This window comes from Paenibacillus sp. 276b (assembly GCF_900107875.1).
GTDB classification, from domain to species: Bacteria; Bacillota; Bacilli; order Paenibacillales; family Paenibacillaceae; genus Paenibacillus; species Paenibacillus marchantiae.
Window position 1 is genome coordinate 689,202 of sequence record NZ_FNRR01000001.1, and the last position, 24,906, is coordinate 714,107.

Sequence of the window (24,906 nt, forward strand, 5' to 3'; positions counted from 1 at the left end):
GTATACAAATTTTGTGCCGGGCATGGTAGAATCTATCATTGAGTGGTTATGACAACTTATGAAATTGGTTGATAGGTTGATTTTCTGATGGATTGGATGGAGTGCATGATGAAGAAAAGAATAACGGATATTCTATTTATTATGGCGGGTGCATTTCTGTTTGCACTTGCAGTAAACCTGTTCGTCATCCCGAATGATTTGGCTGAAGGCGGCGTTACAGGGATTACAATTATTTTGTATTACCTCTTTGAATGGTCTCCTGGACTGATGAACTTGCTCCTGAATGGTATTTTGCTACTTGTGGGGTACAAATTTCTGGACAGAACGACAACGGTGTATACCATTATTGCGGTGGTATTTAACTCGCTGTTCCTGCACCTAACCGAGAGCTGGACGATCGCATCGGACGAGCTCTGGATCAATACTATTTTTGGTGGATTATTTGCCGGTCTGGGTATCGGCATGATTGTTAGAGTAGGCGGCACAACGGCGGGCACCGTTATTCTGGCCCGGCTTGCCAATAAATATCTGGATTGGAACATCAGTTATGGACTGTTATTCTTCGATCTGATCGTGGCGTTCTCGTCTTTCTTCATTATAGGGCCGCAAGGTTTGATGTGTACGATTGTCATGTTGTTCGTCGGAACCAAAACGATGGAGTTTATTATTGAAGGGCTCAATCCGAAAAAAGCAGTTACGATTATATCTACCAAACAGGATGCCATTGCTCAACAGGTCATTGAGAAGATGGATCGGGGAGTCACCGTCTTGTCTGGTCATGGCTACTATACGAAGAACCCGAAAGAGATCTTATATATTGTCATTAGCAAACAAGAAGTTCCAATGCTGAAGAAGATTGTACGAGCGGAGGACGAAATTGCTTTCATAACGATCCATGATGTGCGCGACGTCTTTGGTGAAGGATTCATTGAATTGTCCAAATCGTAATGAAACGTATATATAACGAAGTAAGGAGCTGCGGTGTTTATCACTGCGGCTTTTTTTGATTTACATAATGTAAAGTCGAAATTGAATGATTACGATGAGATCAGGCCTTGATTTTGAAATCATATCATCCGATACAGACAAAAAGCTGTACACGTTTTAAAGCCGATGATATATTAAATTTAATTCGTTAAGAAACTTAACTAACTATAAAAGGAGGCGATAAAATGGCTGGCACACCGCAGTATATCCGCAATCTGAACGAGAATTTGATTATGGATGCGCTGATCGCAACTGGTGCGATGTCCAGGGCAGATATCAGTCGTCAGACCGGACTCAGCAAACCTACGGTGTCGTCGGCGATTGAACATCTGATTGAACGAAATCTGGTGCTGGAAACCGGCAGAGCCGACAATGCCCAGGGTCGCAAAGCAACACTCATTCGATTCAATGAAACAGCTTATTATCTCTGTGGCATCGATATTGGGGCAACCCGAATTCGGATTGCACTCTCTGATCTGAATGGTGAGATTATGGATTACAGAACGTATCCAACATTATCGGTCCAAAGCGGTGATCGAGCAGGGACGGCAATCCTTGATGTGCTTCGAAGCCATATGGATGAATTACTGACGGAAAATCAATTGAATTGGGATCAGATCCAATGTATTGGTTTTGGCATTCCAGGTGTTGTACTGCCGGACTCTGGTGATATTGATCGAATCGTTGCCCCGTTAGAGGGATTGGAAAAGTTGCTCTCGCTTGAATCATTGTCGGGAGCCTTCCCATGTGAAGTGATCCTGGAGAACGATGTGAACCTGGCTGCACTGGGGGAGTACAGGGGTGGAGCAGCAGCGGATTCCAATCTGTTTGTTTTTTTCTCCATCGGTACTGGAACAGGTGCAGGCATCATGGTGAATGGGCAATTGCTACGAGGCATGGGCGGGGTGACAGGCGAGCTCGCGGAGATGTTGTTGGAAGAGGGGCGTCGATTGGAGGATGTTTTGTCAGCGGAAGGTCTGATGGAACTGGCCAAGCGTCAGTTGGATGCCAGTCTTCTTGAGGGTCCTGATTCTGGTATAGAATACCTTCGTGAACACCTGACTCCTGAGAAACTGTTTGAAGCTACCCGAGGTGGAGAATCGCAGGCTGTGCAGATTCTGAAACAATACAGCCAAATGATAGCTTCGGCTCTGCGGAATATCTGTGTCGTGCTTGCTCCCCATCTCATTGTACTTGGCGGAGGTATCGGGGGAAATGGGGATGTGTTATTGCCGTTTCTCAGACAGATCGTATCTGATCAATTCCCGGCGAAGCCTGAACTGATCTGTTCAGAGCTGGGCGAGCGGGCCGTAGTGACTGGAGCAGTGCAGGTAGCCTTGCAACAGACGATGTTGAATCTTCAGCATGAGGCATTGGAATAAAAGCGTCAAAATGAGATTTGAATTAAACATCAGCTAGGCTGATTTAAAAATAGAGAAGATTCATCAGACATTGAACGGGTTGAACATCGCATATAGGAGGACAAAGCTATGTTTACCGACAAAAAGGAATATTCATTTTCAACTTGCTGGAACATCAAACGTCACACTACGGGTCAGGGCATGATTGAGGAGATCAAATCCCTAGGCTTCAGACAGGTGGAGCTAAACTATAACGTGACGGACGAATTGCTTCAAACGATTGAACCAATGATTGAACGGGGAGAAATCGGCATATCCAGTGTGCACAATACATTTCCACATGTAGCTGATCCAGATTATGGAACCGACTCGGTTCTGCTCGGTTTCGACGATGAGCCTCGTCGAAAGCGCGCCATTGAACTGCTGCTCCGTTCAGCTGAATATGCACACCGGTATGGTGCGAAGGCAGTCGTCGTGCATCCAGGCGAGGTGCCGTTTGAATATAATATTGATGAAGCATTGAAAAAGATATATCACGATCAAGGGCCGGACTCCTCGGACTATCAATCGTTGTGGCAAGAAATGTTGGAGAAGCGTGAGGCGAGTAGCGCACATTACCTGAAGCGGATTCAGGAGAGTCTGGAAGAAGTGTGTGAGTTGTCTGAACAGCGCGGATACGGGGTGAATTTCGGCATTGAGACTCGATCACGCTGTTACCAAATGCCGACGCTGCAGGAGGCGGGCGCACTTATCCGTGGAATGAAAGGGGCACCACTCGGCTTATGGTACGACATCGGTCACGGCATGATGATGGATCGAATGGGGCTTTATGATAATGTACGCGAAGCAAATGAATTGATCGACCATGTCGTCGGGGTCCATATTCATGAGACGGTAGGCTTATCGGATCATTGGTGTCCTTATATCCATAGTAAGGACATGGCATTTTTTGATTCATTCCTGGATATCATTGATCGTTCTCCGGTCAAAGTATATGAGTTGAAAGCAGCCTGCACACCGGAAGAGATTGATGAGAGTCACCAGTTAATTACAGCTCGTATCGCCGGACGTCAAGCGGCACGGCAGCACGGATAATCTGGCAAGAGAACAGCGGTGAAAAATAAACGTAAAGAGAGCGGTCAGAATAATCTTACCTTTTGGGTTAAGTGGTATTCTGCCGCTCTCTTTCCGATGTGATATTTTCTAATCAGTAATTATAAGATATAATATGCATTAATCAGGCTATGGTATCCCTTCCTTCTGAACTCTTACAATGGTATTAGGGGTGCCGCTTCCCTGATTTTTTTAGTTTTTTGGACTGTGTTATACATATGAAGAACCGCCACGAGCTAGGCCAAGTATACCAATGCTGAATATATTATCGTCATGTGGGAGAGTACAAGTGATGGATTTATTCTCAATCTATTTCAGCAGGAATTTGAAAGTGATCATTGCAGAGCGCAAGGGCAAGCTGCCTGTGCGTATATTGGCGACTGCACTGAGAAATTTGGAATCGCTGGGATATACGTTTTCGACGAAACTGATAGATGTGCTGAATACCTGGGAACGTGACAGATTCGTTTTCTGGTTTGAGCAATTGATAGATGAGCTTCGAAAGATGAAAGGAATCAATTTAAAGGAAATCCTCGTGTATCCGAAATTTCCTAAGCGGAAAATGAATATTCAGGAAAGTAAATTTTATTTAAATGCTTTGATGCATTCCTGGAGACAGCAGCTTCTTGAAAAGGAGCAAGAACAGGAGCAGCGCATATTACTGCTGAACAAGCTGCGACTGCGTGTGATTCATCTCGGCAGTGAAGCAGATTTTTACCAAGTAGGAATGGACCTGCTTACAGCAAAATCTTCGTTAATGCCAGTTGCAAGAGAGCAGTTGACCTGGTTTGCAACAAAGTACGAAGGCTGGGCCACATTTGAACCAGAGGCAGGGCAAATACCTGTGAGGGAAAATGCAGCCGTTTATTGCGCGGCTTTATTAAAGGCGGGGCGTGCTTCGGTGAAGCAACTCCAGCGACATTTGCGCACGGCAACAGATATATTGCGGCTGGCGGTAGCGTGTTCCGATGGAGATGTCAGTCTGAAGGAGAACACCCGCTTCCGTTCATTTACTCGATCTGAACGTCGGGTAATACTTGCTTTATTGGAGGGTGCTTCGAACCCGCTGGAAGATTTGTTTCGATATAAAGGGCGCTGGCAGAGATTGGCCGAGCGACTGCATCCAGGTGAATATCGTCACCGTTATCCAGGGGCAATAGCGGCGCTGGACCAGTTGCGACGTGGGGAACGACCGCTTACCTTTCATGGCCGAGTGGAGCGGGCATTTGAACAGAAGGATAACCAGCTTATTCTGGAGACGCTTGCGGAACGTCCGGGAGAGATGGTCGGTCAGCTCGACCGAATGATACGTTCCGGTGTTCCGGTGCAGCAAGTGATCGGCAAAATGGAAACTGTGGAAGAGAAGGTTTCGACAAGGGCGCTGCTTGGAGTGTTGGCCCATTTCAGCACACGGACGGAGTTTCAGGTCAGGAGGAGCTTTTTCCGCAAAGGCAACACGGCAAATCTGTATGTCTCCACTCAACCGCTACCGTCCCTCAACGTTGAGGATGTTCATGCGGTGATATCGGCGGTAGAGCATACACTGTTGAAACGGTTTGCCGTGCTTCCACCACTCGGTAATGTCTACATTGATGAAAGACTTCAAGAGTTTTCAGTTCCATGGGGAAAACGCCGGGCAAGCGAATCTCTTCGAGCTCTATCGCGTGCGTCATGGATATCGTTACCCACAGGAGATACCGTTCGTTTTTTTCTGTGGTGGAGAGAAGGCCTGAGCGGTGATGAGCGAATCGAACGTGTGGATACCGATCTGTCGGGTGTACTGTATGATGAGGATTGGCGTTATATGGACCAAACATCCCGGACCCCTCTGAAATCGAATGAATATATAGCTGCAAATAGTGGGTTTATGGTGACTGCACCGGATGGAGTGGCGAAGTATATGGATCTGCATTTGCCGTCCGTTTCTAGGTTAGGGGCACGTTATATTGTAATCATGGTTAACGCATTCAGGGATAATGCTATCAAGGATTTATCGGAGTGTTATGCTGGCTGGATGATGCGTCAGGTTCCACAGTCGGATGAAATGTTCGAACCTTCAACGGTGCAGGAGCGAATCGATCTGATGGCAGATTCCCGCAATTGTATTCCAGCCATTATTGATGTACAGGAGCGGTGCATTTTGTGGTGCGATCTTGGCTTAAAGAGACAGCCTAAAGCGCATCATCCGATGGGAGACAACAAAGCCGAATTGGCTTTGATCGCCCGGGCAATGACGGAGTTGAAACGACCAGATTTATATACCTTATTCATGCTTCACGCTAAAGCGCGGGGAACATTGGTTGAGACATTAGGGATGGCCAATCTCGTATTTACAGCGGAACTGGAATCCAATCGTGTGGCTGAAGTGGCAGAGTATCTGACAGAAGGCCCACCCGTGGAGCGCACTGTGATTACACCTCTGGAGCAGGAGTATATTATGAAGCAGTTTTTGTAACGATGTAGGTTCGGATGTTTAGTCATAGATTATTGTAAAAGGGGTATTTGTCACGTTGGACCTGCGCGGGTAACCATGACAAATACCCCTTTTGGTGTGGATTATATATTTCTGAGCCTATAGGTAGCATGAAATTGAATGGAGAAAATGAAGGTCGTTCCATTCCATTACACATTTTATTCGTACATTCGTTGTTCGACTTCAGCAAAAGCGATATCAGGGCTCTCATTTGAATTATCAATGTAAGCAACGGCTGAGGCGGGCAAGGGCCAGGCTACTTGTTTACGGGCAAGTGAAGCTGTGAAGGCATCCCAGTTCTCCAGCTTCCACTCATCCAGCGGGGATTTTCTGGCTGTAATCCGCTCTCGATACAACGCTTCATTTGCAAGATAAATATAGGCCACACGTACATCTGTATCATCAAGGGAACGTCCAATCCGTGCGAGTTCCTGCTCGATCCAGTCCGGAGTTCCGATTTCTTTGGTAAAGGGTCCTACAACCACGGTATCGATACCCAATTGCACGTTGTCCAGTGCAGCATCCATCGTAATACGGTATCCCAAATCACGGCACAGCCGTTTGTATTCCGGTGAATCCCGATCGGATGGATCGAGTCCTTGTAGGGTCATTATTGCTTCAGCAGCTGGACGCAGCAGGATATCCATATCCAAAAAAGCAGCTTTATGTTTACGCGAGAGGGCTTTGGCAAGGGTTGTTTTGCCACTCCCGGCCCCGCCAAGAAAAAAAATCAGTTTGCTCATGGTTTGAATTGCCTCCTCATAATCGATAGAAAGAATATGTAATGTCTAAGTAAGAATAAGAGATTCATGATGACACCTCAGGTGTGAAATGACTTGTTTATTTTATCACAAACGTCTTCAATTGATAGCTAGACAGAAAAGGAAGGATCAGGTAATATTATACCTAGTTTTACTATGCATAGATTTCCGATGTATGTAGCCAAGTGGATTTATTAGGTACATGTTGAAGTTTTAAGAAGTGTGGTAAAAGTGGATGTAGTTATTGGACGTGGAAGCATGAACCAAAGGGAGTGACAGCTTTGCAGGTAAACAAACAAATGATTAAAGGCAGCACGGAGACATTGATTCTTACGCTACTGAAGGAACAGCCGCTTTACGGTTATGAATTGATCAAGGAACTCCATCGTCAATCCGAAGGTGTGTTTAATTTGAAGGAAGGTACGTTATATCCCATTCTGCACGCGATGGAGCTTGAGGGATGGGTGGAGTCTTACTGGATGGAGGTTGAAGGTAGGAAACGTAAATATTATTCCATTTGTGACAAGGGTGTGGAGGCGTTACAGCATAAAAAAGCCGAGTGGCTTTTATTCCGCGGTGCCGTGGATCGGGTGCTTGGGGAAGGAGGCTTAACATGACGGATCGACATGAGAAGATTAAACATTATCTTGATCAACTGTGTAGTCAGGTTAAGGCACGTGAAGTACATACTGATCTGCGTGATGAGCTTGGCAACCACATGGAAGAAATGATGTTGGACAAGGAGCAAGAGGGACTGAGCCAGGAAGAGGCAGCTGCATACGCCATTGATCAGATGGGTGATCCCGCAGTGGTGGGCAAAAGTATGCACAGATTGCATCGTCATCGTATGCATTGGGGGCTGTTAGTTGGATTAATTGGTTTGTCTATAACTAGCCTGTTACTGATATGGATTTTTACGACGAATGTCGCAGATGAAAAGTATCAGTCCTTATATCGGGGGCATGTGGTGTATACCGTTATAGGTGTAATGATGATGTTGTTCTTTATTTACTTTGATTATCGTAAGTTGAAGAGAGCTGCCTGGTGGATCTATATTCTACTTAATGTCATGTTGTGGATCAGTCCAATGATAACAACGGATATTCATGGTAATAGCAGGTACTGGGGCTTATTTGGATTAACGATAGACCTTACCACAGCTTCAGTGTGGATTTTGCCACTTGCTATAGGTGCCATTATGTTGGACAAGCTTCGTTCCAATTGTAATATGCAATCCATTTTGACCTACATTGCAATGATAATGTTCCCCGCAGTACTATTGTTTCAAACGTTGGACTGGGTTCGGTTGTTTCTGTTTGGCATAATGAGCATTATTATATTTGGCTGGCTCACGAAAAAATGGCTTTATACAGTCATAGGTGCTGTTATAACAGGAAGTATTTTTGTACTGCTATTGTTTTTTGCAGATCAATACGGACGCCTGGAGAGGCTCTCTGTCGTTTTGAATCTTCAGGATGACCCTTACGGGAGTGGCTATAGCAACAATTCCATTATTGAAGTTATTCAATCATCCGGCTGGTGGGGGAATGGGATTGATACAACGTTCGATAAGTTTAAAACGAGTTATTATAATTACCCAGGTGTTCTGCTCATTGATGTGTTTGGTTGGTCAGCCGGGATCCTGTTATTGGTGGGGATCATCTGGTTTGTTATCAGTATGATGAAGATGCTTCCTCGCATCCGGGATGATTTTGGTCGTATGATTATTGTCAGTATCACCGCCGTTTTTGCATTGCAAATCATCTATTCGTTGGCGATGACCACTGGGAAGGCTCCGATTCTTAGTATTTCTTTTCCTTTTATTGGATACGGTAATCATCTGATGTTTGATTATGCCATGCTCGGTTTACTCCTCGGTGTGTACCGTCGGAAGGATACCATTTCGAAGAGAAATGAAAAAATACGGCACAAGGTGGATGCCGATCCAATGACCAGTTTATAAGCATGCAACATCATTACCGCATCTAGAAACGAATGGATTGTTATGCTCATTTAACGAGCATTCATGGGAACCAGATATGTCTGAGGTTTACCCATCCCTGGCTGTTAAAGGAGAGGCCACGAACGGAAGGCAGGTAGGCAGTCTCCACATGTTTTTCAGTTAAATGGAATAATAAACTCTGCTGCACCAGAAATTGTTCGATCCGATCCAGTTCGGCAGTTCGGTCTGCTACTATTTGCGAAGCAACAACAGTTTGCAGCATCTCTTGAACACTCTTCTTGGAAGATTCCTCCAGATGTTCGGATAAAGTGAGATAGAGATCGTACCTGCGTAATTCTTCGTCCCGGTCCCGAATCAAGGAGAAGAGAATCAGATCGGATTCCAGTCTCAGGTTCCCTTTGAATTGCTCCATCGTGCCTATGCGGACAGTACATGTGAAGCCGTACATTTCCAATGACGATGCCAAACGTCTAGCATCCATCCGATACTGAGGAATGGTTGTGATGTGCAAGGGGATAGGTAGATCAAAAGTAGGGTGCTGAGACAAATAAGTCAATTCTTCTGCATTCATCAACACTTTATCAGCATCTCCTGAATCAGCTTCATTACTTTCATTAATGCCATTCCCATACAATTTAGTAATACACGCCTGAACATGTGCTCTTACATCCGGATCGCTTAGCGGTCCGGTTTTTTGTGTATTACAAGTGAGTAATTTGCGTACCATCACGCCTGCACTAATCTGTGTCCAGTCTCTACTCTCAGACGAGGATGGATTATGAACAAGGTGGAAGAAAGGAGATTCGATATCTTGTTTTTCATCCAAATGTGCAGGAGCACTCCACGGGATTTGTAGAATATCTACTCGGTCCAGATGGGCCCTGCCTTGAAAATACATCGGAAAAGCTTCAAGTCTGCACAGGTGATCATCCCAGGTTGTGACCTTGAAAGGCCCCGTTCCTATAGGCTTATGCATGGTATTCGGTAGATCTGGTTCATTGTCTCCATCTTTATGTTGCCCGTAAGCGGCTTGTGAAACAATCGCTGCACGGCTCGTAGAAAGAAAGGGCAAAAACAGTTCGTGAGGGGCTTTGAGCTTGAAACAAACGGTCAAGGGATCTGCTGCTTCAATCGATAGAATTTGTTTACTCACATCGCGGTATAATGTCCGCCGTTCTGTGGATTGCAGTCGTTCAAATGTATACACCACATCCGCGGCTGTCAGCAGGTGTCCATTGTGAAAAGTAATCCCTTTACGCAAATAAAAAAACCATGTTTTCCGATCTGAACTGACATCCCAGGTATGAGACAGACAGGGAATAATCTCTCCGTGTTCATTACGTTGAACCAGCCCGTCGAACACATGACTAGTGACAAAAGATTCTGCCAGCAAATTGATAAAAAGGGGATCAAGGGCGTGCAGTTGTTGGCGGATCGGTAACCTGAGCGTATCAATTCGCTCATTATGGCTACCAGCTTCCGTATGGTGTCCAGAATAACCAAGCAGCCACTGGTTTAGGTGATCCTGCATTGTCGTAGTACTAGAGAAAGCACCAACCTGTTCGGCGGCTTGCTGCAACTCGCGGCGATTCATGGCCTGCATCATGTATTCTGCTGCAATTTGATCAGCCGGAACAAGTAGGGTCAGCGTAGAACGCCGTCCACGTCCGCGCTGGGACACCCACCGAATCCAGTCTTGGGCAACCATTTTTTTGACGATTGTTAATGTGTTACGGTGTGTACACTCGAGCAGTTCCGCAAGGTCAGAGAGCGTTACTTCATGTTCTAATAGTTGACCAAACCGGCTATGAAGCAGCAAATATTGCTGATGTAATTTCAAGGTTTTGATTCCTCCTGGAGGTTGTAGCTGATGCAATATAATAAAATAAGAAGTTTTATCGTTTTTAATTTCTATTTATATTCTTATTTTATCATCTAGAATTAAACCTAGAAAGTTTAATGGAGGTTTTTCCCATGATTGATAAAATAATGGCTTCACCCAACCGTGCTTTAATTACGCTACTATCCGCATTAATGTTAGCTATCATTCATCAGTATTTGTTCTATGGCAAGGATATTGGTGTTTCTTATCCCATCTTTGTTATCCTCTTTTATGGCTTTATGTTCTTGTTTGCCAGGGACCGAATGCGGCCATTGACCATGATTGATGCTTTTATGGCTGGGGTGGTGCTGATGCTGGCGCTAACGTTTCTGTTATACGACAATGAACCGCTGCGTATCCTTAATTTCCTGATCGTACCGGGGCTTATTATCTTACATATGACTTATCTGGTCGGCAGAAAACAGAGACAATGGTGGGACATTGGATTGATCGGTACCGCGATGGACCATTTGCTGCCACAATCCATCCGTCATTGGGGAACGGTCGCAAGCATTGTTGTGAAAACAGGAGGACGTGGGCTAGGTAAAACGCAGAAAACGGCTGCTTTCAAAGTATTCATTGGCCTTATAGCATCCGTTCCCATCCTCATCGTGGTTGTAGCACTGCTGACCTCAGCAGATGGGATTTTTAATGAGTATTTATCCGGTTTTCCGGAATGGTTAAATAAAATGACACTGACACCAGGATTTCCGAGAGTGATCTGGATTCTCATCGCGGGCGTTTTATTGTTCAGTTATGTATGGGGTTTCGTGCAGCCGATGCAATATGAAGCAGATAAGAGAGAAAATGCACATTGGAAAAATGGAAAAGCAATTACGGTTACTTCAGAAATCGAAAAGCGAGAAGATGTTTCCGTGAATTCCATACAGGAGAGTCCTTCCTTGAACTCAATCATAGAGGATCAGCCAGCAAATAAGCCCGCACCTGAGGCAATTTCTACTCAAGCTCATCGTGAACCTTTAAGATTGGACCCCATCATTGTGGGCACGATGCTGTTGGTCATCAACTGTGTGTATGTTCTGTTTGTACTTGTACAATTTTCTTATCTTTTTGGGGCGGGTGAGGGACATCTTCCGTCAGAATTGTCCTACGCAGAGTATGCAAGAAGTGGATTTGTGGAGCTGATACTGGTAACAGGCATTAATTTTTTCATCCTGATTATCGCTCTTCAGTTCACGCGTTCAAGCGGCAAAATAGGTTCTGTTGTGCATCAGGTGCTGCTCTTTGTCCTGGTGGGTTGTTCCGCAATCATGCTGTACTCGGCGTTTATACGCCTCAACCTGTATGAACAGGCTTATGGATATACCTACATTCGATTTCTCGTACATGCATTCATGATTTTTCTGGCGCTACTGCTGCTTATTGCAGCTCTTCGAATCCGTTATACCTCCATACCGTTGATCCGCTGGTATATTGTATTGTCCCTAGCAGCCTATGTGGCAGTCAACTATGTGGGCATGGATAATCGGATTGCAGAGCTTAATATTACACGATATCATCAGACAGGCATTATTGATGCATCCTACTTGACGAGTTTATCTGCAGATGCCGTTCCGATACTGCGAGAGTTTGCCCAGAGGGAGTACCCGGATTTGAAAGGGGAAATGCTGGAGCATCAAGCTAACTTTGACCTGGAAGAAACAGACAGTTCCTGGGCTTCTTTTAATATGGCAAGACATAGAGCTAAGCTAGAATTGTCCAAATTGAGAATGAAATGAATTCATCTACCTGTTTTCCAGCAATGAATTTATGCAAAATCCATATGTAAGTGTTATACTATAAAAACTAACCTATAAAGGGGGTGAATCCCTTGTTTGAACTTCAGGAATTGATACCGTATATATTTTCACTCGGACTCATTTTCACAGTCAGTTACGCTTATATTGCCCATCTGCATTGCGGCATTACAGAGTACTGGATGGAAGGTGGCGCCGGAGGTGGTCTGGAACCTGGATTGCCAACCTTGTCCTTGGACGGACAACACAGACCTGAAGCTTTAAGTCGAATCGTCAGACGAAGAGAATCCCCGGATGAAGATGAACCAGATTGCCATTCCTCGTTGTATGTACTTTCTACAAATCAACGAGGAGGATATATATGGAACATAAGACAAGCAAGGGGTTCACTTTTACATCTGGCAAGGGACGGATCTATGGCCTGATTGCAATTCTTTTTGCAGTGATGCTACTGGCTGGATGCAGTAACAACGTCTCAGAGATTAATTCATCAACACCGGGGTTCTTTAACCATTATGTTGTATTTCCACTGTCGTATCTCATTCAGCACATTGCAACGATATTTAATGGAAGTTATGGGGTAGCCATTATTGTGATTACCCTCGTTATCCGTCTTGCGTTGTTGCCATTGATGATGCGACAAGCAAAATCTCAGCAAGGTACCCGAGTGATCATGAATGCTATGAAGCCGGAGATGGATGCGCTCAAGAAAAAGTATGAGGGCAAAAACGACCCAGCCGATAAGCAGAAGCTTTCGCAGGAAACGATGGAGCTGTACAAGAAGCACAAGTTCAATCCGCTGAATATTGGATGCTTGCCACTGCTGATTCAGTTGCCTATTCTGTCAGGTATCTACACGGCTATTCGGCTTACGCCAGAGTTGTCATCTCACTCCTTTCTGTGGTTCAAATTAGGAGCGCCTGACTATGTGCTTGCAGTCGTGGTAGCTATTATTTATCTGATCCAAGCCAAGGTTTCGCAAGCCAATATGGCGCCGGAACAACGAAAACAATTCGCAATCATGGGATATATCTCTCCTTTGATGATGGCCTTTTTCTCGCTTTCGGCACCTGCAGCGATGCCGCTGTATTGGACGATCGGCGGTTCATTCCTGGTCTTGCAGACGTTATTGTTCCGCAAATTGTATCCGGTTGAACACCCGCAAGAGCCCGTGGCTGTGCAGGTAAAGAACAAAAACATCAAACCTGCGAAGCCCGCTAAGTCCTAAGTTTTCACTCATGAGAATGGTGCAGTAGAATTGAATGAATTAAACGTATGTGTTGATATAACTGATGTTCTTCACCATAATGCAGTGCAAAGATGCCTTGTCCCATGGGACAAGGCATCTTTTTTTGTATGTCCAGTTATAACATTCAAATAGCTGGTTCATCAGACAACTGGAAACGGGATACGAAATACCAGATTAACTCACGGCGGGAGGATACGTCTGTTTTGGCAAAAATGGATTTTAAATGATCCTGTACCGTGTAAGCTGATATATGCATTGCTTCGGCAATTTCTTTGGAAGAATAGCTGCGCAGCACGTAACCCAATAGTTCTCGTTCCCGAATGGACAACCCATGACTCTCTGCGAGTAATGGCAGTAAGTCCTGCGGCATAGCCTGTTCAAGCCTGATCGCAATCTGATCCGGACCTGAAAACTGTTGCATGCGGCTGGCATGAAGCACAAGGTAACGGCCATCCAGGAGTTGAATGCAAACTTTGGAAGGCGAATGAAGGATAGGTTCTTGCGCAACGATCAGGTCGGAATCTGTACGAATCTGACGCTGTAAATGCGAACTGACTGCACGGACTGGGCGCGGCAATACATCTGGTCCCACCTGCTCCAGTAAACGTAATTGTGATAGCCAATATTGAGCGGGAGCGTTCACGGATAACAGCTCGAAAGCGTCCGATGTGATCATAATACCAGGGTCCGAGGGACTTCCGCTCTTAATCTCGTCCATAAGAGTCAGACTTGTGGATCGTAACATCAAAGCAATAGAAGGTGTCCAGGCCTGAATGCTTAGTCGCTCCTCTTCCGTGAATACGGGTTGTTCCGTCTTGCGATATAGGGTTAGATACCCCCAACAGGCTCCGCCACTGACCAGTACAGCCCGAAGTTCATCACCGAAACCTGCGGGTTGAAGGATGTTATGATACCGAGCGCTTACAATAGGGTTTTCGCTTATCGATGCATGAAGGATCGCTGTATAGTCGCCGCTGTGAATCAAATCAGCATACTTATGTATATCTTCTTCCATGTATTCATTAACGAACAGCCGGTCATGAATGGCTTCAATGCCGTCTTCCGTCACGGCACCTGTTGAGAGAAGAGTCTGTGGATCAACTGTTGTGAAGCAATACGCGTCATAGGGAACGATGTTCTGAATTTGTTTCAGGACAGCTTCCCGGTATGTGCGCGAGGTCCAGGTTCCTTTTTCGAGAGAAGTAATGAGTCGCTGGTTCGGTTCCATGCGTGATGTCATAAAGCTTTCTCCTCTCCACATGCAGATATCCCATTGTTCTGGGATTGTACGCTCTGCGTATCATTCTATAATGAAATTAGACGAACGAAGAGTCAAGTCTAACTTGAATCCATGAGGAGTGTAGTATCGATGGACCACAATCAACCATCTTTGAGCTGGGATACGGCGGATGAAAACCGTTACGAACAATCGATAGCCCTGAAAATTCCGGGTTATTCTCATATGCATGATCTGATGGAGCGGCTGCTTGTCGCTTCTATCACGGATAACAACGAGGCTAAAATACTAATTGTCGGAGCCGGTGGAGGTAAGGAAATAGCTCTGCTTGGTTCTCGCCATGCGGGATGGACGTTTACTGGAGTAGATTCTTCCCAGCCGATGCTTCAGTTAGCAGAGAGAAGAGTCCAGGAAGCGGGAATCGAAGCCAGAGTTCAACTTAAATTCATGATGCTTGAAGCGTTACCGGAAGATGAGGTCTACGACGGGGCAACAAGTATGCTAATGCTGCATTTTATTCAGGGGATCGAGTCCAAAAGACGGTTCCTGTCCAATCTAGCGGCCAGACTCAAGCCTGGGGCGCCACTCATTATTGCAGCAGTGAATGCCGATCTTCATTCGCCTGTATATCCAACCATGATGCAAGCCTGGCAGGATCACATGTTAAGTAATGGTATTCAGCTTGAAGAATGGGAGCGGTTTGCAGCTTCCCTTGGCCGAGAATCGGATCCTATCTCATCTGAACAAATGATTGGGCTGATGAAAGAATGCGGATTCTCGCACATTACACGTTATTTCGGAGCATTTTGGGTGGAGGGATATTATGCGAAACGAGACTAAAACAGATTCTGTGAAAGACCAGATTTGGGTTGTTGGCGGATACGGTCAGGTGGGGCAAATGATATGTACGCAACTGGGACGATTGTTTCCCGGCAAGGTATGGGCGGCAGGTACGCGGATGAATCGGGCTGAGAAATTCAGCCGATCTACGGGTGGTATAGTCCAGCCGCTTCAATTGGATGTACGAAAAGCGATTGACCCTGTTGTGCTTCAATCGGTCAAGTTGGTGATCATGTGTGTGGACCAAACGGATACACGATTTGTCGAGGCTTGTGCGAAAGCAGAGACAGATTATATTGATATTTCAGCCGATTATGACTTTCTGGGTCAGGTCGAACAGCTGCATTCCAAAATGCAGCGTTCCAAAGCAACAGCCATGCTTAGTGTGGGACTGTCGCCTGGGGTGACCAATCTGCTTGTGCGTGAAGCAGGTGCCCATATGGAGCAAGTAGACGAAGCGGACATTACTGTCATGCTGGGGCTGGGTGAAAAACACGGAAAAGCCGCGGTGGAGTGGACTGTGGATCAGATGAATGCTACCTATCAGGTCATGAAAAAAGGTAAGCCAGCGGAAGTGCAAAGTTTTCACGATGGTAAATGGATTGATTTTGGCGCAGACTTGGGCCGCAGGAAAGCATATCGGTTTAACTTTTCGGATCAACACGTCGTTGCTCGTACACTTGATATTCCAACGGTTTCCACTCGGTTATGTCTCGATTCCCGTTGGATGACTAGATTCATGGCAATTTCGAAACGTATGGGGCTGTTCACACTACTGCGTATTCCCTCCCTTCGTAATGGCACGGTCAAGGCTTTTGGGGTTATTCCCGGAGGGGAGCCGATGTTTGCAGTCAAGGTAGATGCAGTGGGATGGAAAAAGGGCAAACAAGTCCATTTCGAGCAGCTGCTGGTTGGCGAGCGTGAAGCAGATGCAACAGCAGCAGTTGCGGCGGCGGTAGCGGAGAGAATGTATCGGACGGAACTACCGCATGGCGTTTTTCACATTGAACAATGCCTTTCCTTGCAGCATATTCAGGAAGCACTTCGTTTTCCATTGAAAGTAACAACGAAGATTACGTAAATCATATATGTTGTTGGATCATTTTTTTGCTCAGGCTCTCCGATCTGCTATGATGGAACAAATAATCATGGTAGAACGGAGGGAGATCATGAACTGCATTGCTGTATTGCCTTATTACAAAGTACAGAGAGAAGTGACGGGTCTCGCACAGGAAGTACTGCATAGTGATCGGTCCATGATCCTGTACTCGGACAAGATTGTAACGAAATACCGCGAGTTTAATATTACGGAAGTGTTCGACATGTCCTTTCGGAGAATGGGGAATGAAGGTGGTTTTTTCTATCTACATACCAGCACCGGAGTCTATCCTTATATGGTCAACATAGATCCCAAACCTTTTATCCAAACTTTCAGAACGATGACGACTCAAAAATTAACTTAGTCTTGACCTTGCCGTTACGTGAAGGCTTATCCTCGGATTTGGAAGTAAGGCAATCCAAACCTAGAGGAGTTGTGAAACGAATGAGTATTTTAATCCAGCAAGCCACAATCTTAACGATGAAAGACACCGATTCCCCCTTCAAGGGGGATATTCGCATTGTTGGCGACCGTATCGTAGAGATTGCTCCCCACATTCAGGCTCAACCGGGTGATGACATTATGGATGGTCAACATAAAGTGGCAATGCCGGGCCTGATCAATGCTCACCAGCATACACCGATGAGTCTGTTACGAGCATTCTCGGATGATCTGAAGCTGATGGACTGGCTTGACCGTAAGATGCTGCCTGCAGAAGCCCGGATGACACCCGAAGATATATACTGGGGAGCACAATTATCCATCGCCGAGATGATCCGTTCAGGAACTACAGCTTACGCTGATATGTACATTCACATGAATGAAATTGCAGAAGCGGTAATGATAACCGGTATTCGGGCATCGCTCACACGCGGCATGGTATTCGTGGAGGATGACGGGGGGCGCAGATTACAGGAAGCTGTCGATTTGGTGCAGCGTTGGTCGGGTAAGGCAGAGGGGCGAATTACGACGATGTATGGCCCGCATTCTCCCTATACTTGCCCAGTAGAACCTTTGCGGGAAGTCATCGCGATGGCGGAACGGGAGAACGTACCTATCCACATTCATCTGGCTGAGACGAAAGAGGAAGTTGTGAAAATTCGTGAACGCTATGGCATGACGCCAACGGAGTACTTGGAAGAGGCAGGTATGTTCGAAAAGGCACATGTACTGCTTGCCCATGGTGTACACCTGAATCGCAGAGATATTGGCAGATTGAAAGGCATGCGTGGTGGAGTAGCGCATAATCCGGTCAGCAATCTGAAGCTTGGCTGCGGAATTGCCCCAATTACCGAGATGATTGCACAGGGAATTAACGTGGGTCTTGGAACTGACGGGGCAGGCAGTGCGACAACCATCGATATGTTTGAAGAGATCAAGGCTGCGACCTGGCTGCAAAAGCTGGATTATGCTGACCCTACCCGGTTGTCGGCAAGAGAGGTACTACACATGTCTACACGGGGAAGTGCAGGTCTGTTGAACCTTCAGGATGAAGTAGGTGTGCTGGAAGTTGGGCGCAAGGCCGACCTGATTCTGATTGATCTGAAGAAACCGCATTTGCAGCCGGTTCATGAGCTGGAATCATTGCTTGCATACAGCGTGAATGGCGCCGATGTAGATACCACCATTGTGAATGGTCGTGTGTTGATGAGAGGCAGGCAGCTGCTAACGATAGATGAGGAAGAACTTTTCCGTCAGGTAGAGGTTCGTTCGAAGCGTATTGTGGAAGGGATTTAATGTGCCAAGCGGAACTAAGCAAACGGAGTCCTAATGAATGTAGGGCTCCGTTTGCTTTTCCTTACATATTGATTTTTGACAGCTACAATTCTTTTGCCAGGCAGACGCGAATTGTCCAGTTCATTATCAGTTCACACAAATTTGTTAGAATGTGAAATGGCCAATATAGATAGGGTGTATGACTTGGAGAGGAAGAGATCAAGATGACTATTTTAGAAGTAAAACATGTGAAGAAATCATACACGCTGTATGGTAAGGAAAAGGTTCCTGTGCTCCATGATGTGAATTTGAGCTTTGAGACAGGAGAATTCGTCTCGATCCTTGGTGAATCGGGTTGCGGAAAGTCAACCCTTATGAATATTATTGGTGGAATGGACTCCGATTTTGAAGGGGAGATCCTTGTTCATGGAAAGAACTTAAGTGCTATGACTGAAAAGGAAATGGATGATTATCGGAAGAATAATATCGGCTTTGTGTTTCAAAATTTCAATCTGATCCCGCATCTGTCTGTGCTGGAGAACGTTACGATTGCCATGCAAATGACGGACACAAGTGAAAAGGAACGCAATAAGCGCGCTATAGATATTTTGACCGAGGTCGGGCTGAAGAGTCATCTGAACAAACGGCCTAACCAGCTATCGGGTGGGCAGAAGCAAAGGGTTTCCATTGCTCGTGCACTATCGAACAATCCAGACATTATTTTGGCGGATGAACCAACAGGTGCTTTGGATAAGGAAAACGGGGATCAAATCTTGGCTCTGCTGGACAGTATTGCGCAAAAAGGGATGCTGGTCATTGCGGTAACTCACTCGCAGAAAGTAGCTGATTCCGGTACGCGTATTGTGAAGGTTGAGGAGGGACGGATTAAGGATGATATCCATCTAAAAGATCGTTCCTTGACCACTTATGAAGGCAGTCGTGGTGCTTCCAGAAACTTGGGCTTACTGGCTTCTTTCAAAATGGCTCTCAAAAATATGAAACTCAACGGCAAGCGTAATGTACTGGTTGCATTGGGTGGGTCGATCGGGATTTTAAGCGTACTCCTGATGCTCTCCTTGGGTAATGGAATAACGACATATATGAACGACGAAATCAATTCAAGTATGGACCCTTTGCTTGTGGATATAACGAAGCCCAGTGCAGATGCCAAAGATATGCAAGGCCCGCAAGCCTTGATGGCAGCAGGCGCCCCTTTTACAACAGTCGACATTGAGACTATTCGCAAATTCCCTAATGTGGATCATGTAGAGACCATCACTACCATTACAGGCAAATCGACTATGGTTAATTCAAAGCAAAGTGTGGCACTTACGCAGTTAACGACGTTAACGGATGCTTTTGATCCAGCAACGCTAACAACGGGTAAGCTTCCGGTAGAAAATGAGATGTTGTTACCCCTCGATACGGCGAATAAATTAAGTGGAAATGACCAAGCTGAATCCATGATCGGCAAGTCTGTGTTTCTATATATCAATGAGATGGATGGCAATAATAAACCCGTAACTTTGGAGAAAGAAATAACCATATCTGGTATTTATGAAGCATCAGATCAAAGATCACCAATGCAGCAATCACCGGGTTACATTTCATCACAGACGTTGGAGCAAATGTATGCGGACAAAGGAATAACGATTGGGCCAATTCAGGTTAACGCTTATGCAACCGATATGAAATATGTCAATGATATTAATGCAGCAGCTGTTGATGCGGGCTTCTCAGGCTCCCAGACGGCAAAAATCATGGAAAATATCACGACATACGTGAACATGGCCACGATCGTTCTGTCTGGTATTGCAGGCATTTCGTTAATCGTATCCGGTATTATGATATTGGTTGTGCTTTACATTAGTGTCGTGGAACGAACGAAGGAAATCGGAATCCTTCGTGCGATTGGAGCAAGAAAGAAGGACATCAAGCGAATTTTCTTTTCTGAATCTGCTCTATTGGGGGTATTCAGTGGTATCATTGCGGTAGTATTTGCGATAATTATTAGTTATGTGTTGAATATTCTCTTGGACAACGCTTTTGGAGCTAAGCTAATAAATCTATCGGGATACTACATTGTGTTCGGAATCGTTGTAAGTACAGTGATTAGTATCATCGCTGGTTTGATGCCATCATCGAAGGCTGCCAAGCTGGACCCGATGGAATCCTTACGATACGAATAAATTTAAGTTGTGAATAATGAAAATTGCGGAAAGGATAATGGATACATGAACACGATTCTTGTGGTGGATGATGATTCCCATATCCGCAAATTAATCCGAATTTATCTCGAAAAAAATCAGTTTTCCGTCGTGGAAGCGCCGGATGGCCAAGAAGCACTGAACATTTTGTCTCATACCAAAATTGATTTAGCGATTGTAGATGTGATGATGCCAAGAGTAGATGGTATTGAACTGACCGAAGACATTCGATCTTATCTGGATATTCCGATTCTGATGGTGACTGCCAAGGGAGAATCCAAGGATAAAGTCAGAGGATTCAATGCAGGGTCAGACGATTATTTAGTAAAACCTTTTGATCCTGTGGAGTTAATTTTGCGTGTGAAATCTTTAATGAAGAGATACAACAAGATTTCATCGAATGTTATTCATATAGGCGGTGCAACGATTGATCTGAGCAATTTGACAGTGGAGGCAGGAGCTCAAACGGTTGAATTGAAAAAGAAGGAATGTGAATTGTTGTTTGCTCTAGCGAGTTTGCCAGGGCAAATATTCACACGTACACAGCTTATAGAAGATATATGGGGAATCGATTATGAAGGTGATGAGCGTACCGTTGATGTGCATATCAAAAGGTTACGAGAACGGCTTGAACCGATCCCTGAGTTGATCATTTCGACGATAAGAGGACTTGGATATCGTTTGGAGAGTGTATGAAAATCGTGAGGAAAAGCCTGCGTCTACGAATCGTAGTTACCTTTTTTGGTATTGTGATCGTCAGTTTAATTCTCTCCTTTATATTAAATATGCGGTCTCAGGAAAACACACCAAATCATTCTATGGTTACGATTGCCGAAGACATAGCTACGATGATAAATCTGATTGATGATCCGGAAAAAGTGAAAACAAGCTTGGATATCTTTGCACGATACGGCTTGGACATAAACTCCGTGAATGAACAAAGTGAAGTGCTTGCTTCACTACCAGATGATAAAGTTCATGAATTATTCGATGAAAATACTAGGGAAGCGTTTATTCTATCCAATAAAGATGAAACAGCTATTGTCGGTGTTCCCAGGATGAATGAAGAAAAAGATGCGCTCCTGATCAAAATTAATTTTTCATCGATTTTTCATAATGTGAAACGCACATTATTTATATCGCTATTAACTGTCTTAGTTATAGGAAGCTTATTAATCATGTTCATGTCTGGGTACATTGTGAAACCGATCAAAAGGCTAACTGCTGCAGCTAAGAAAATGGCTTCAGGCGATCTGTCTGTCCGGTTGAAACATAATAATCCAGATGAATTTGGTGAGCTAATGGAAAGCTTTAATCATATGGCCCGTGAGTTGCAAAAAATAGACTCGGTGCGTGATGATTTTGTCAGTAATGTCTCTCATGAAATGCAGTCCCCACTAACATCGATTAGAGGATTCACAAGAGCGCTGCAAGATGGTGTCATCCCTTTGGAAGAGCAGAAAGAGCATCTGGATATCATATACGAGGAAACATTACGCCTTTCCAGGCTTAGTGATAATTTACTTCGGTTAGCCTCGCTGGACTCGGAGCACCATCCGTTTAATCTCAGTACGTTCCAATTAGATGAGCAATTAAGAAGAACGATCGTATTAGCAGAACCCCAGTGGGCGCACAAAAATATCAGGATTGAATTGGATTTATTGCCTTGCGAGATCACGGTCGATAAAGATTTGTTTGAGCAGGTCTGGCAGAATTTAATCAACAATGCGATAAAATATACGGGTACCGATGGGTCCATTCACATCGAAATCGAGATGTCCACGTCATTCGTGAAGGTATCGATTAGAGACTCAGGACAAGGAATACCCGAGGAGGCCCTTCCGTATATTTTCGATCGATTTTATATGGTGGACAAAGCACGGAGCAGTGCTCTTAGAGGCAATGGATTAGGGCTTTCCATCGTGATTAAAATTTTGAAATTGCATGATTGTACAATTGATGTGGAGAGCAGGGTTGGAGAAGGAACGCAGTTTACGGTTACGATCCCCAGACCTTCGACTACATCTTAAGTAAGCTCAATTAGCAATATTGAAGCAATCTTGGTCCTTAGAATACAAGACCCTGTTGCTTAAATATTGCTTTTTGGTGAGCACTGCGTGAAAGATCTGATATATTGTTTTGTTTAGTGGCAGATGATTTGATAAGATAGAAGAGATGTGAGTATCAATCCATTTATATGGTGACGAGAGTAAATTAGATTCAACGTTTTATTCTATCCGCTACCCCTGCACATCTATGTGAATATATGAACATAACAATTTATTATATACAGAATGGAGCCATCCAATGAAATATCGCAATATGGAAGATTGCATTAATGATCTGGAGCAGCATGGACATTTGATTCGAGTGAAGGAAGAAGTGGACCCTCATTTGGAGATGGCAGCGATACATATGAAAGTGCATGAGGCGAAAGGCCCAGCTCTGCTTTTCGAAAATGTGAAAGGCTCCAAGTTCCAGGCTGTTTCGAACCTCTTCGGTACACTGGAACGAAGCAAATTCATGTTCCGTGGAACGCTTGAAGGTGTACAACGTGTCATGGCTGTCCGGGATGATCCAATGAAGGCACTCAAGACGCCTTTTCAGCATATCAGCACCGGTCTTGCCGCGTGGCAGGCTCTACCTAAGCAGAAGTCCATCAGTTTGCCTGTAACCGCGCAAGAGATTCAAATCTCGGATCTGCCGTTGATCAAGCATTGGCCTATGGATGGTGGAGCATTCGTTACGCTGCCTCAAGTCTATTCGGAAGACCCAGACAAGCCAGGCATCATGAACTCCAATCTGGGCATGTATCGGGTACAGCTAAGTGGTAATGATTATGAACTGAATAAGGAAATTGGACTTCATTATCAGATCCATCGCGGAATTGGTATTCATCAGGCCAAAGCAGTCAAAAAGGGAGAACCCCTGAAAGTGAGTATATTCATTGGGGGTCCGCCGGCACATACACTTTCTGCAGTGATGCCTTTGCCTGAAGGACTCAGTGAGATGACTTTCGCGGGGCTACTTGCCGGCCGGCGTTTCCGTTACAGCTATAAGGATGGGTATTGCATCAGCAATGACGCCGATTTTGTCATCACGGGTGATATTTACCCGGACGAGACGAAGCCTGAAGGACCGTTTGGTGATCATCTTGGATATTACAGTCTGACCCATCCGTTCCCACTAATGAGAGTGCATAAAGTGTACGCCAAGCCGAATGCGATCTGGCCATTTACCGTGGTGGGTCGTCCTCCGCAAGAGGATACTGCATTTGGGGATCTGATTCACGAAATTACGGGTGATGCCATTAAACAGGAAGTTCCCGGTGTGAAAGAAGTCCATGCTGTCGATGCAGCAGGAGTGCATCCGCTTCTGTTCGCGATCGGAAGTGAGCGGTATACGCCCTATCAGACGGTAAAACAGCCAACAGAGCTGCTGACGATTGCGAGTCGTATTCTGGGTACAGGCCAGCTCAGTCTGGCGAAGTATTTGTTTATCACAGCAGAAGATCAGCAACCGCTGGATACGCACCGAGAAGTGGAGTTCCTGACGTATATCCTGGAACGAATGGATCTGCAACGGGACATTCATTTCCATACCAACACAACGATCGATACGCTGGATTACTCGGGAACCGGGTTGAACAGCGGCAGTAAGGTTGTATTTGCAGCCTATGGGGACAAGAAACGGGAATTGTGCCGTGAAGTACCGGAGACATTGAAGGATATCCGAGGTTATAGTAATCCGCAGCTGGTGATGCCAGGAATTGTAGCTATTCAGGGTGCGCCATTCAATAGTTATGCGGATACAGAACAAGAAATGAAGGCATTTACGGACATGCTGAAGGAAAAAGGAGACCTGTCTTCTTGTCCAATGATTGTATTATGTGACGATAGTTCTTTCCTGAGTGCGAATCTCAGCAACTTCTTGTGGGCGACATTTACCCGCAGTAATCCGTCCCATGATATGTACGGTGTGAACAGCAGTTACAACTATAAACATTGGGGCTGTGACCAGATCATTATCGATGCCAGAGTGAAGCCGCATCAGGCACCACCATTAATTCCAGACCCATCTGTTGAGAAAGGGATTGAACGCTTTTTCGTACAGGGAGCGAGCCTGAGTTCAATCAAAATTTAGTTGAATTCAATAAAAGCCCAAAGATTTTTTTGGGCTTTTTGGTTATATATGTGTAAAGCGATATGCCAGATATCTAAATACAAATTCAAACCGGGACTTTTTTGAAAATGGGACTGAG

At 45.2% G+C, this 24,906-nt stretch carries 20 protein-coding genes; 17 read left to right on the top strand and 3 right to left on the bottom strand.

All coding sequences use genetic code 11. The annotated features are described in order from the left end of the window. The first annotated feature begins 108 nt into the window (after window positions 1-108). From BLV50_RS03140 to BLV50_RS03155, 4 genes are all read left to right on the top strand, one after another. Entirely contained in the window at window positions 109-948 is an 840-nt protein-coding gene (locus BLV50_RS03140) for a YitT family protein (RefSeq protein WP_064640909.1), read from the top strand. 224 nt (window positions 949-1,172) lie between these two features. Further along, window positions 1,173-2,369, top strand: coding sequence for an ROK family transcriptional regulator (locus tag BLV50_RS03145; protein ID WP_090805803.1), 1,197 nt, complete (start codon window positions 1,173-1,175; stop codon window positions 2,367-2,369). A 108-nt stretch (window positions 2,370-2,477) separates the two neighbouring features. Further along, complete coding sequence (locus BLV50_RS03150; RefSeq protein ID WP_090805806.1) at window positions 2,478-3,443, top strand: sugar phosphate isomerase/epimerase family protein; 966 nt, start codon at window positions 2,478-2,480, stop codon at window positions 3,441-3,443. A 310-nt stretch (window positions 3,444-3,753) separates the two neighbouring features. After that, complete coding sequence (locus BLV50_RS03155) at window positions 3,754-5,916, top strand: hypothetical protein (protein ID WP_090805809.1); 2,163 nt, start codon at window positions 3,754-3,756, stop codon at window positions 5,914-5,916. A 176-nt stretch (window positions 5,917-6,092) separates the two neighbouring features. Here the strand turns inward: BLV50_RS03155 and BLV50_RS03160 are convergent, their stop codons facing one another. Next, window positions 6,093-6,677 carry a P-loop nucleotide/nucleoside kinase family protein gene (locus tag BLV50_RS03160; protein WP_064638833.1) on the bottom strand — a complete coding sequence of 195 codons (585 nt, stop codon included), beginning with the start codon at window positions 6,675-6,677 and terminating at the stop codon, window positions 6,093-6,095. 299 nt (window positions 6,678-6,976) lie between these two features. Between BLV50_RS03160 and BLV50_RS03165 the strand changes: the two genes are divergently transcribed. Further along, window positions 6,977-7,312, top strand: a complete 336-nt coding sequence (locus BLV50_RS03165; RefSeq protein WP_024631897.1) for a PadR family transcriptional regulator — start codon at window positions 6,977-6,979, stop codon at window positions 7,310-7,312. Continuing rightward, window positions 7,309-8,658: an FtsW/RodA/SpoVE family cell cycle protein gene (locus BLV50_RS03170; protein WP_090805811.1), complete on the top strand. Its 1,350-nt coding sequence runs from the start codon at window positions 7,309-7,311 to the stop codon at window positions 8,656-8,658. Before BLV50_RS03165 ends, BLV50_RS03170 begins: the two co-directional genes overlap by 4 nt. 61 nt (window positions 8,659-8,719) lie before the next feature. Here BLV50_RS03170 and BLV50_RS03175 read toward each other — a convergent pair whose 3' ends face one another. Beyond that, on the bottom strand, window positions 8,720-10,498 hold the full coding sequence (locus BLV50_RS03175; RefSeq protein WP_090805814.1) for an ABC transporter substrate-binding protein: 1,779 nt from the start codon (window positions 10,496-10,498) through the stop codon (window positions 8,720-8,722). Between the two features lie 134 nt (window positions 10,499-10,632). Here BLV50_RS03175 and BLV50_RS03180 point away from each other — a divergent pair, with 134 nt between their 5' ends. The 3 genes from BLV50_RS03180 to yidC all read left to right on the top strand — a co-directional run bounded on the left by BLV50_RS03180 (window position 10,633) and on the right by yidC (window position 13,525). Further along, a complete protein-coding gene (locus BLV50_RS03180) occupies window positions 10,633-12,279 on the top strand; it encodes a DUF4153 domain-containing protein (protein ID WP_177031106.1) in 1,647 nt (548 codons plus the stop codon). Between the two features lie 92 nt (window positions 12,280-12,371). Then, the gene (locus BLV50_RS03185) at window positions 12,372-12,722 is read left to right on the top strand and encodes a hypothetical protein (RefSeq protein WP_177031107.1); all 351 of its coding nucleotides are present in this window, start codon (window positions 12,372-12,374) and stop codon (window positions 12,720-12,722) included. Next, window positions 12,659-13,525 carry a membrane protein insertase YidC gene (gene yidC / locus BLV50_RS03190; RefSeq protein WP_064638829.1) on the top strand — a complete coding sequence of 289 codons (867 nt, stop codon included), beginning with the start codon at window positions 12,659-12,661 and terminating at the stop codon, window positions 13,523-13,525. The genes BLV50_RS03185 and yidC overlap by 64 nt, the downstream gene beginning before the upstream one ends. Window positions 13,526-13,670: 145 nt before the next feature. Here yidC and BLV50_RS03195 read toward each other — a convergent pair whose 3' ends face one another. Next, on the bottom strand, window positions 13,671-14,786 hold the full coding sequence (locus tag BLV50_RS03195) for a helix-turn-helix transcriptional regulator (protein ID WP_090805818.1): 1,116 nt from the start codon (window positions 14,784-14,786) through the stop codon (window positions 13,671-13,673). Window positions 14,787-14,915: 129 nt separating this feature from the next. Here BLV50_RS03195 and BLV50_RS03200 point away from each other — a divergent pair, with 129 nt between their 5' ends. The 8 genes from BLV50_RS03200 (at window position 14,916) to BLV50_RS03235 (ending at window position 24,788) form a co-directional block, all read left to right on the top strand. Further along, complete coding sequence (locus tag BLV50_RS03200; RefSeq protein WP_090805820.1) at window positions 14,916-15,623, top strand: class I SAM-dependent methyltransferase; 708 nt, start codon at window positions 14,916-14,918, stop codon at window positions 15,621-15,623. Beyond that, window positions 15,607-16,704, top strand: coding sequence for a saccharopine dehydrogenase family protein (locus BLV50_RS03205; protein WP_090805822.1), 1,098 nt, complete (start codon window positions 15,607-15,609; stop codon window positions 16,702-16,704). The genes BLV50_RS03200 and BLV50_RS03205 overlap by 17 nt, the downstream gene beginning before the upstream one ends. A gap of 88 nt (window positions 16,705-16,792) precedes the next feature. Beyond that, entirely contained in the window at window positions 16,793-17,086 is a 294-nt protein-coding gene (locus BLV50_RS03210) for a hypothetical protein (RefSeq protein WP_064638826.1), read from the top strand. 80 nt (window positions 17,087-17,166) lie between these two features. After that, window positions 17,167-18,459, top strand: coding sequence for an amidohydrolase (locus BLV50_RS03215; protein ID WP_090805824.1), 1,293 nt, complete (start codon window positions 17,167-17,169; stop codon window positions 18,457-18,459). A gap of 203 nt (window positions 18,460-18,662) precedes the next feature. After that, entirely contained in the window at window positions 18,663-20,627 is a 1,965-nt protein-coding gene (locus BLV50_RS03220) for an ABC transporter ATP-binding protein/permease (RefSeq protein WP_090805827.1), read from the top strand. A 45-nt stretch (window positions 20,628-20,672) separates the two neighbouring features. After that, the gene (locus BLV50_RS03225) at window positions 20,673-21,341 is read left to right on the top strand and encodes a response regulator transcription factor (RefSeq protein ID WP_063563439.1); all 669 of its coding nucleotides are present in this window, start codon (window positions 20,673-20,675) and stop codon (window positions 21,339-21,341) included. Continuing rightward, entirely contained in the window at window positions 21,338-22,675 is a 1,338-nt protein-coding gene (locus BLV50_RS03230; protein WP_090805830.1) for a sensor histidine kinase, read from the top strand. The genes BLV50_RS03225 and BLV50_RS03230 overlap by 4 nt, the downstream gene beginning before the upstream one ends. 277 nt (window positions 22,676-22,952) lie before the next feature. Next, window positions 22,953-24,788: a UbiD family decarboxylase gene (locus BLV50_RS03235; protein ID WP_063563440.1), complete on the top strand. Its 1,836-nt coding sequence runs from the start codon at window positions 22,953-22,955 to the stop codon at window positions 24,786-24,788. The last annotated feature ends 118 nt before the right edge of the window (window positions 24,789-24,906 follow it).

Excerpts from the sequence above, each read along its gene's own strand:
- BLV50_RS03140 (WP_064640909.1), top strand. The coding sequence starts at position 109 with ATGAAGAAAAGAATAACGGATATTCTATTTATTATGGCGGGTGCATTT.
- BLV50_RS03145 (WP_090805803.1), top strand. The coding sequence starts at position 1,173 with ATGGCTGGCACACCGCAGTATATCCGCAATCTGAACGAGAATTTGATT.
- BLV50_RS03150 (WP_090805806.1), top strand. The coding sequence starts at position 2,478 with ATGTTTACCGACAAAAAGGAATATTCATTTTCAACTTGCTGGAACATC.
- BLV50_RS03155 (WP_090805809.1), top strand. The coding sequence starts at position 3,754 with ATGGATTTATTCTCAATCTATTTCAGCAGGAATTTGAAAGTGATCATT.
- BLV50_RS03160 (WP_064638833.1), bottom strand. The coding sequence starts at position 6,677 with ATGAGCAAACTGATTTTTTTTCTTGGCGGGGCCGGGAGTGGCAAAACA.
- BLV50_RS03170 (WP_090805811.1), top strand. The coding sequence starts at position 7,309 with ATGACGGATCGACATGAGAAGATTAAACATTATCTTGATCAACTGTGT.
- BLV50_RS03180 (WP_177031106.1), top strand. The coding sequence starts at position 10,633 with ATGATTGATAAAATAATGGCTTCACCCAACCGTGCTTTAATTACGCTA.
- yidC (WP_064638829.1), top strand. The coding sequence starts at position 12,659 with ATGGAACATAAGACAAGCAAGGGGTTCACTTTTACATCTGGCAAGGGA.
- BLV50_RS03195 (WP_090805818.1), bottom strand. The coding sequence starts at position 14,786 with ATGACATCACGCATGGAACCGAACCAGCGACTCATTACTTCTCTCGAA.
- BLV50_RS03200 (WP_090805820.1), top strand. The coding sequence starts at position 14,916 with ATGGACCACAATCAACCATCTTTGAGCTGGGATACGGCGGATGAAAAC.
- BLV50_RS03205 (WP_090805822.1), top strand. The coding sequence starts at position 15,607 with ATGCGAAACGAGACTAAAACAGATTCTGTGAAAGACCAGATTTGGGTT.
- BLV50_RS03210 (WP_064638826.1), top strand. The coding sequence starts at position 16,793 with ATGAACTGCATTGCTGTATTGCCTTATTACAAAGTACAGAGAGAAGTG.
- BLV50_RS03215 (WP_090805824.1), top strand. The coding sequence starts at position 17,167 with ATGAGTATTTTAATCCAGCAAGCCACAATCTTAACGATGAAAGACACC.
- BLV50_RS03220 (WP_090805827.1), top strand. The coding sequence starts at position 18,663 with ATGACTATTTTAGAAGTAAAACATGTGAAGAAATCATACACGCTGTAT.
- BLV50_RS03225 (WP_063563439.1), top strand. The coding sequence starts at position 20,673 with ATGAACACGATTCTTGTGGTGGATGATGATTCCCATATCCGCAAATTA.
- BLV50_RS03230 (WP_090805830.1), top strand. The coding sequence starts at position 21,338 with ATGAAAATCGTGAGGAAAAGCCTGCGTCTACGAATCGTAGTTACCTTT.
- BLV50_RS03235 (WP_063563440.1), top strand. The coding sequence starts at position 22,953 with ATGAAATATCGCAATATGGAAGATTGCATTAATGATCTGGAGCAGCAT.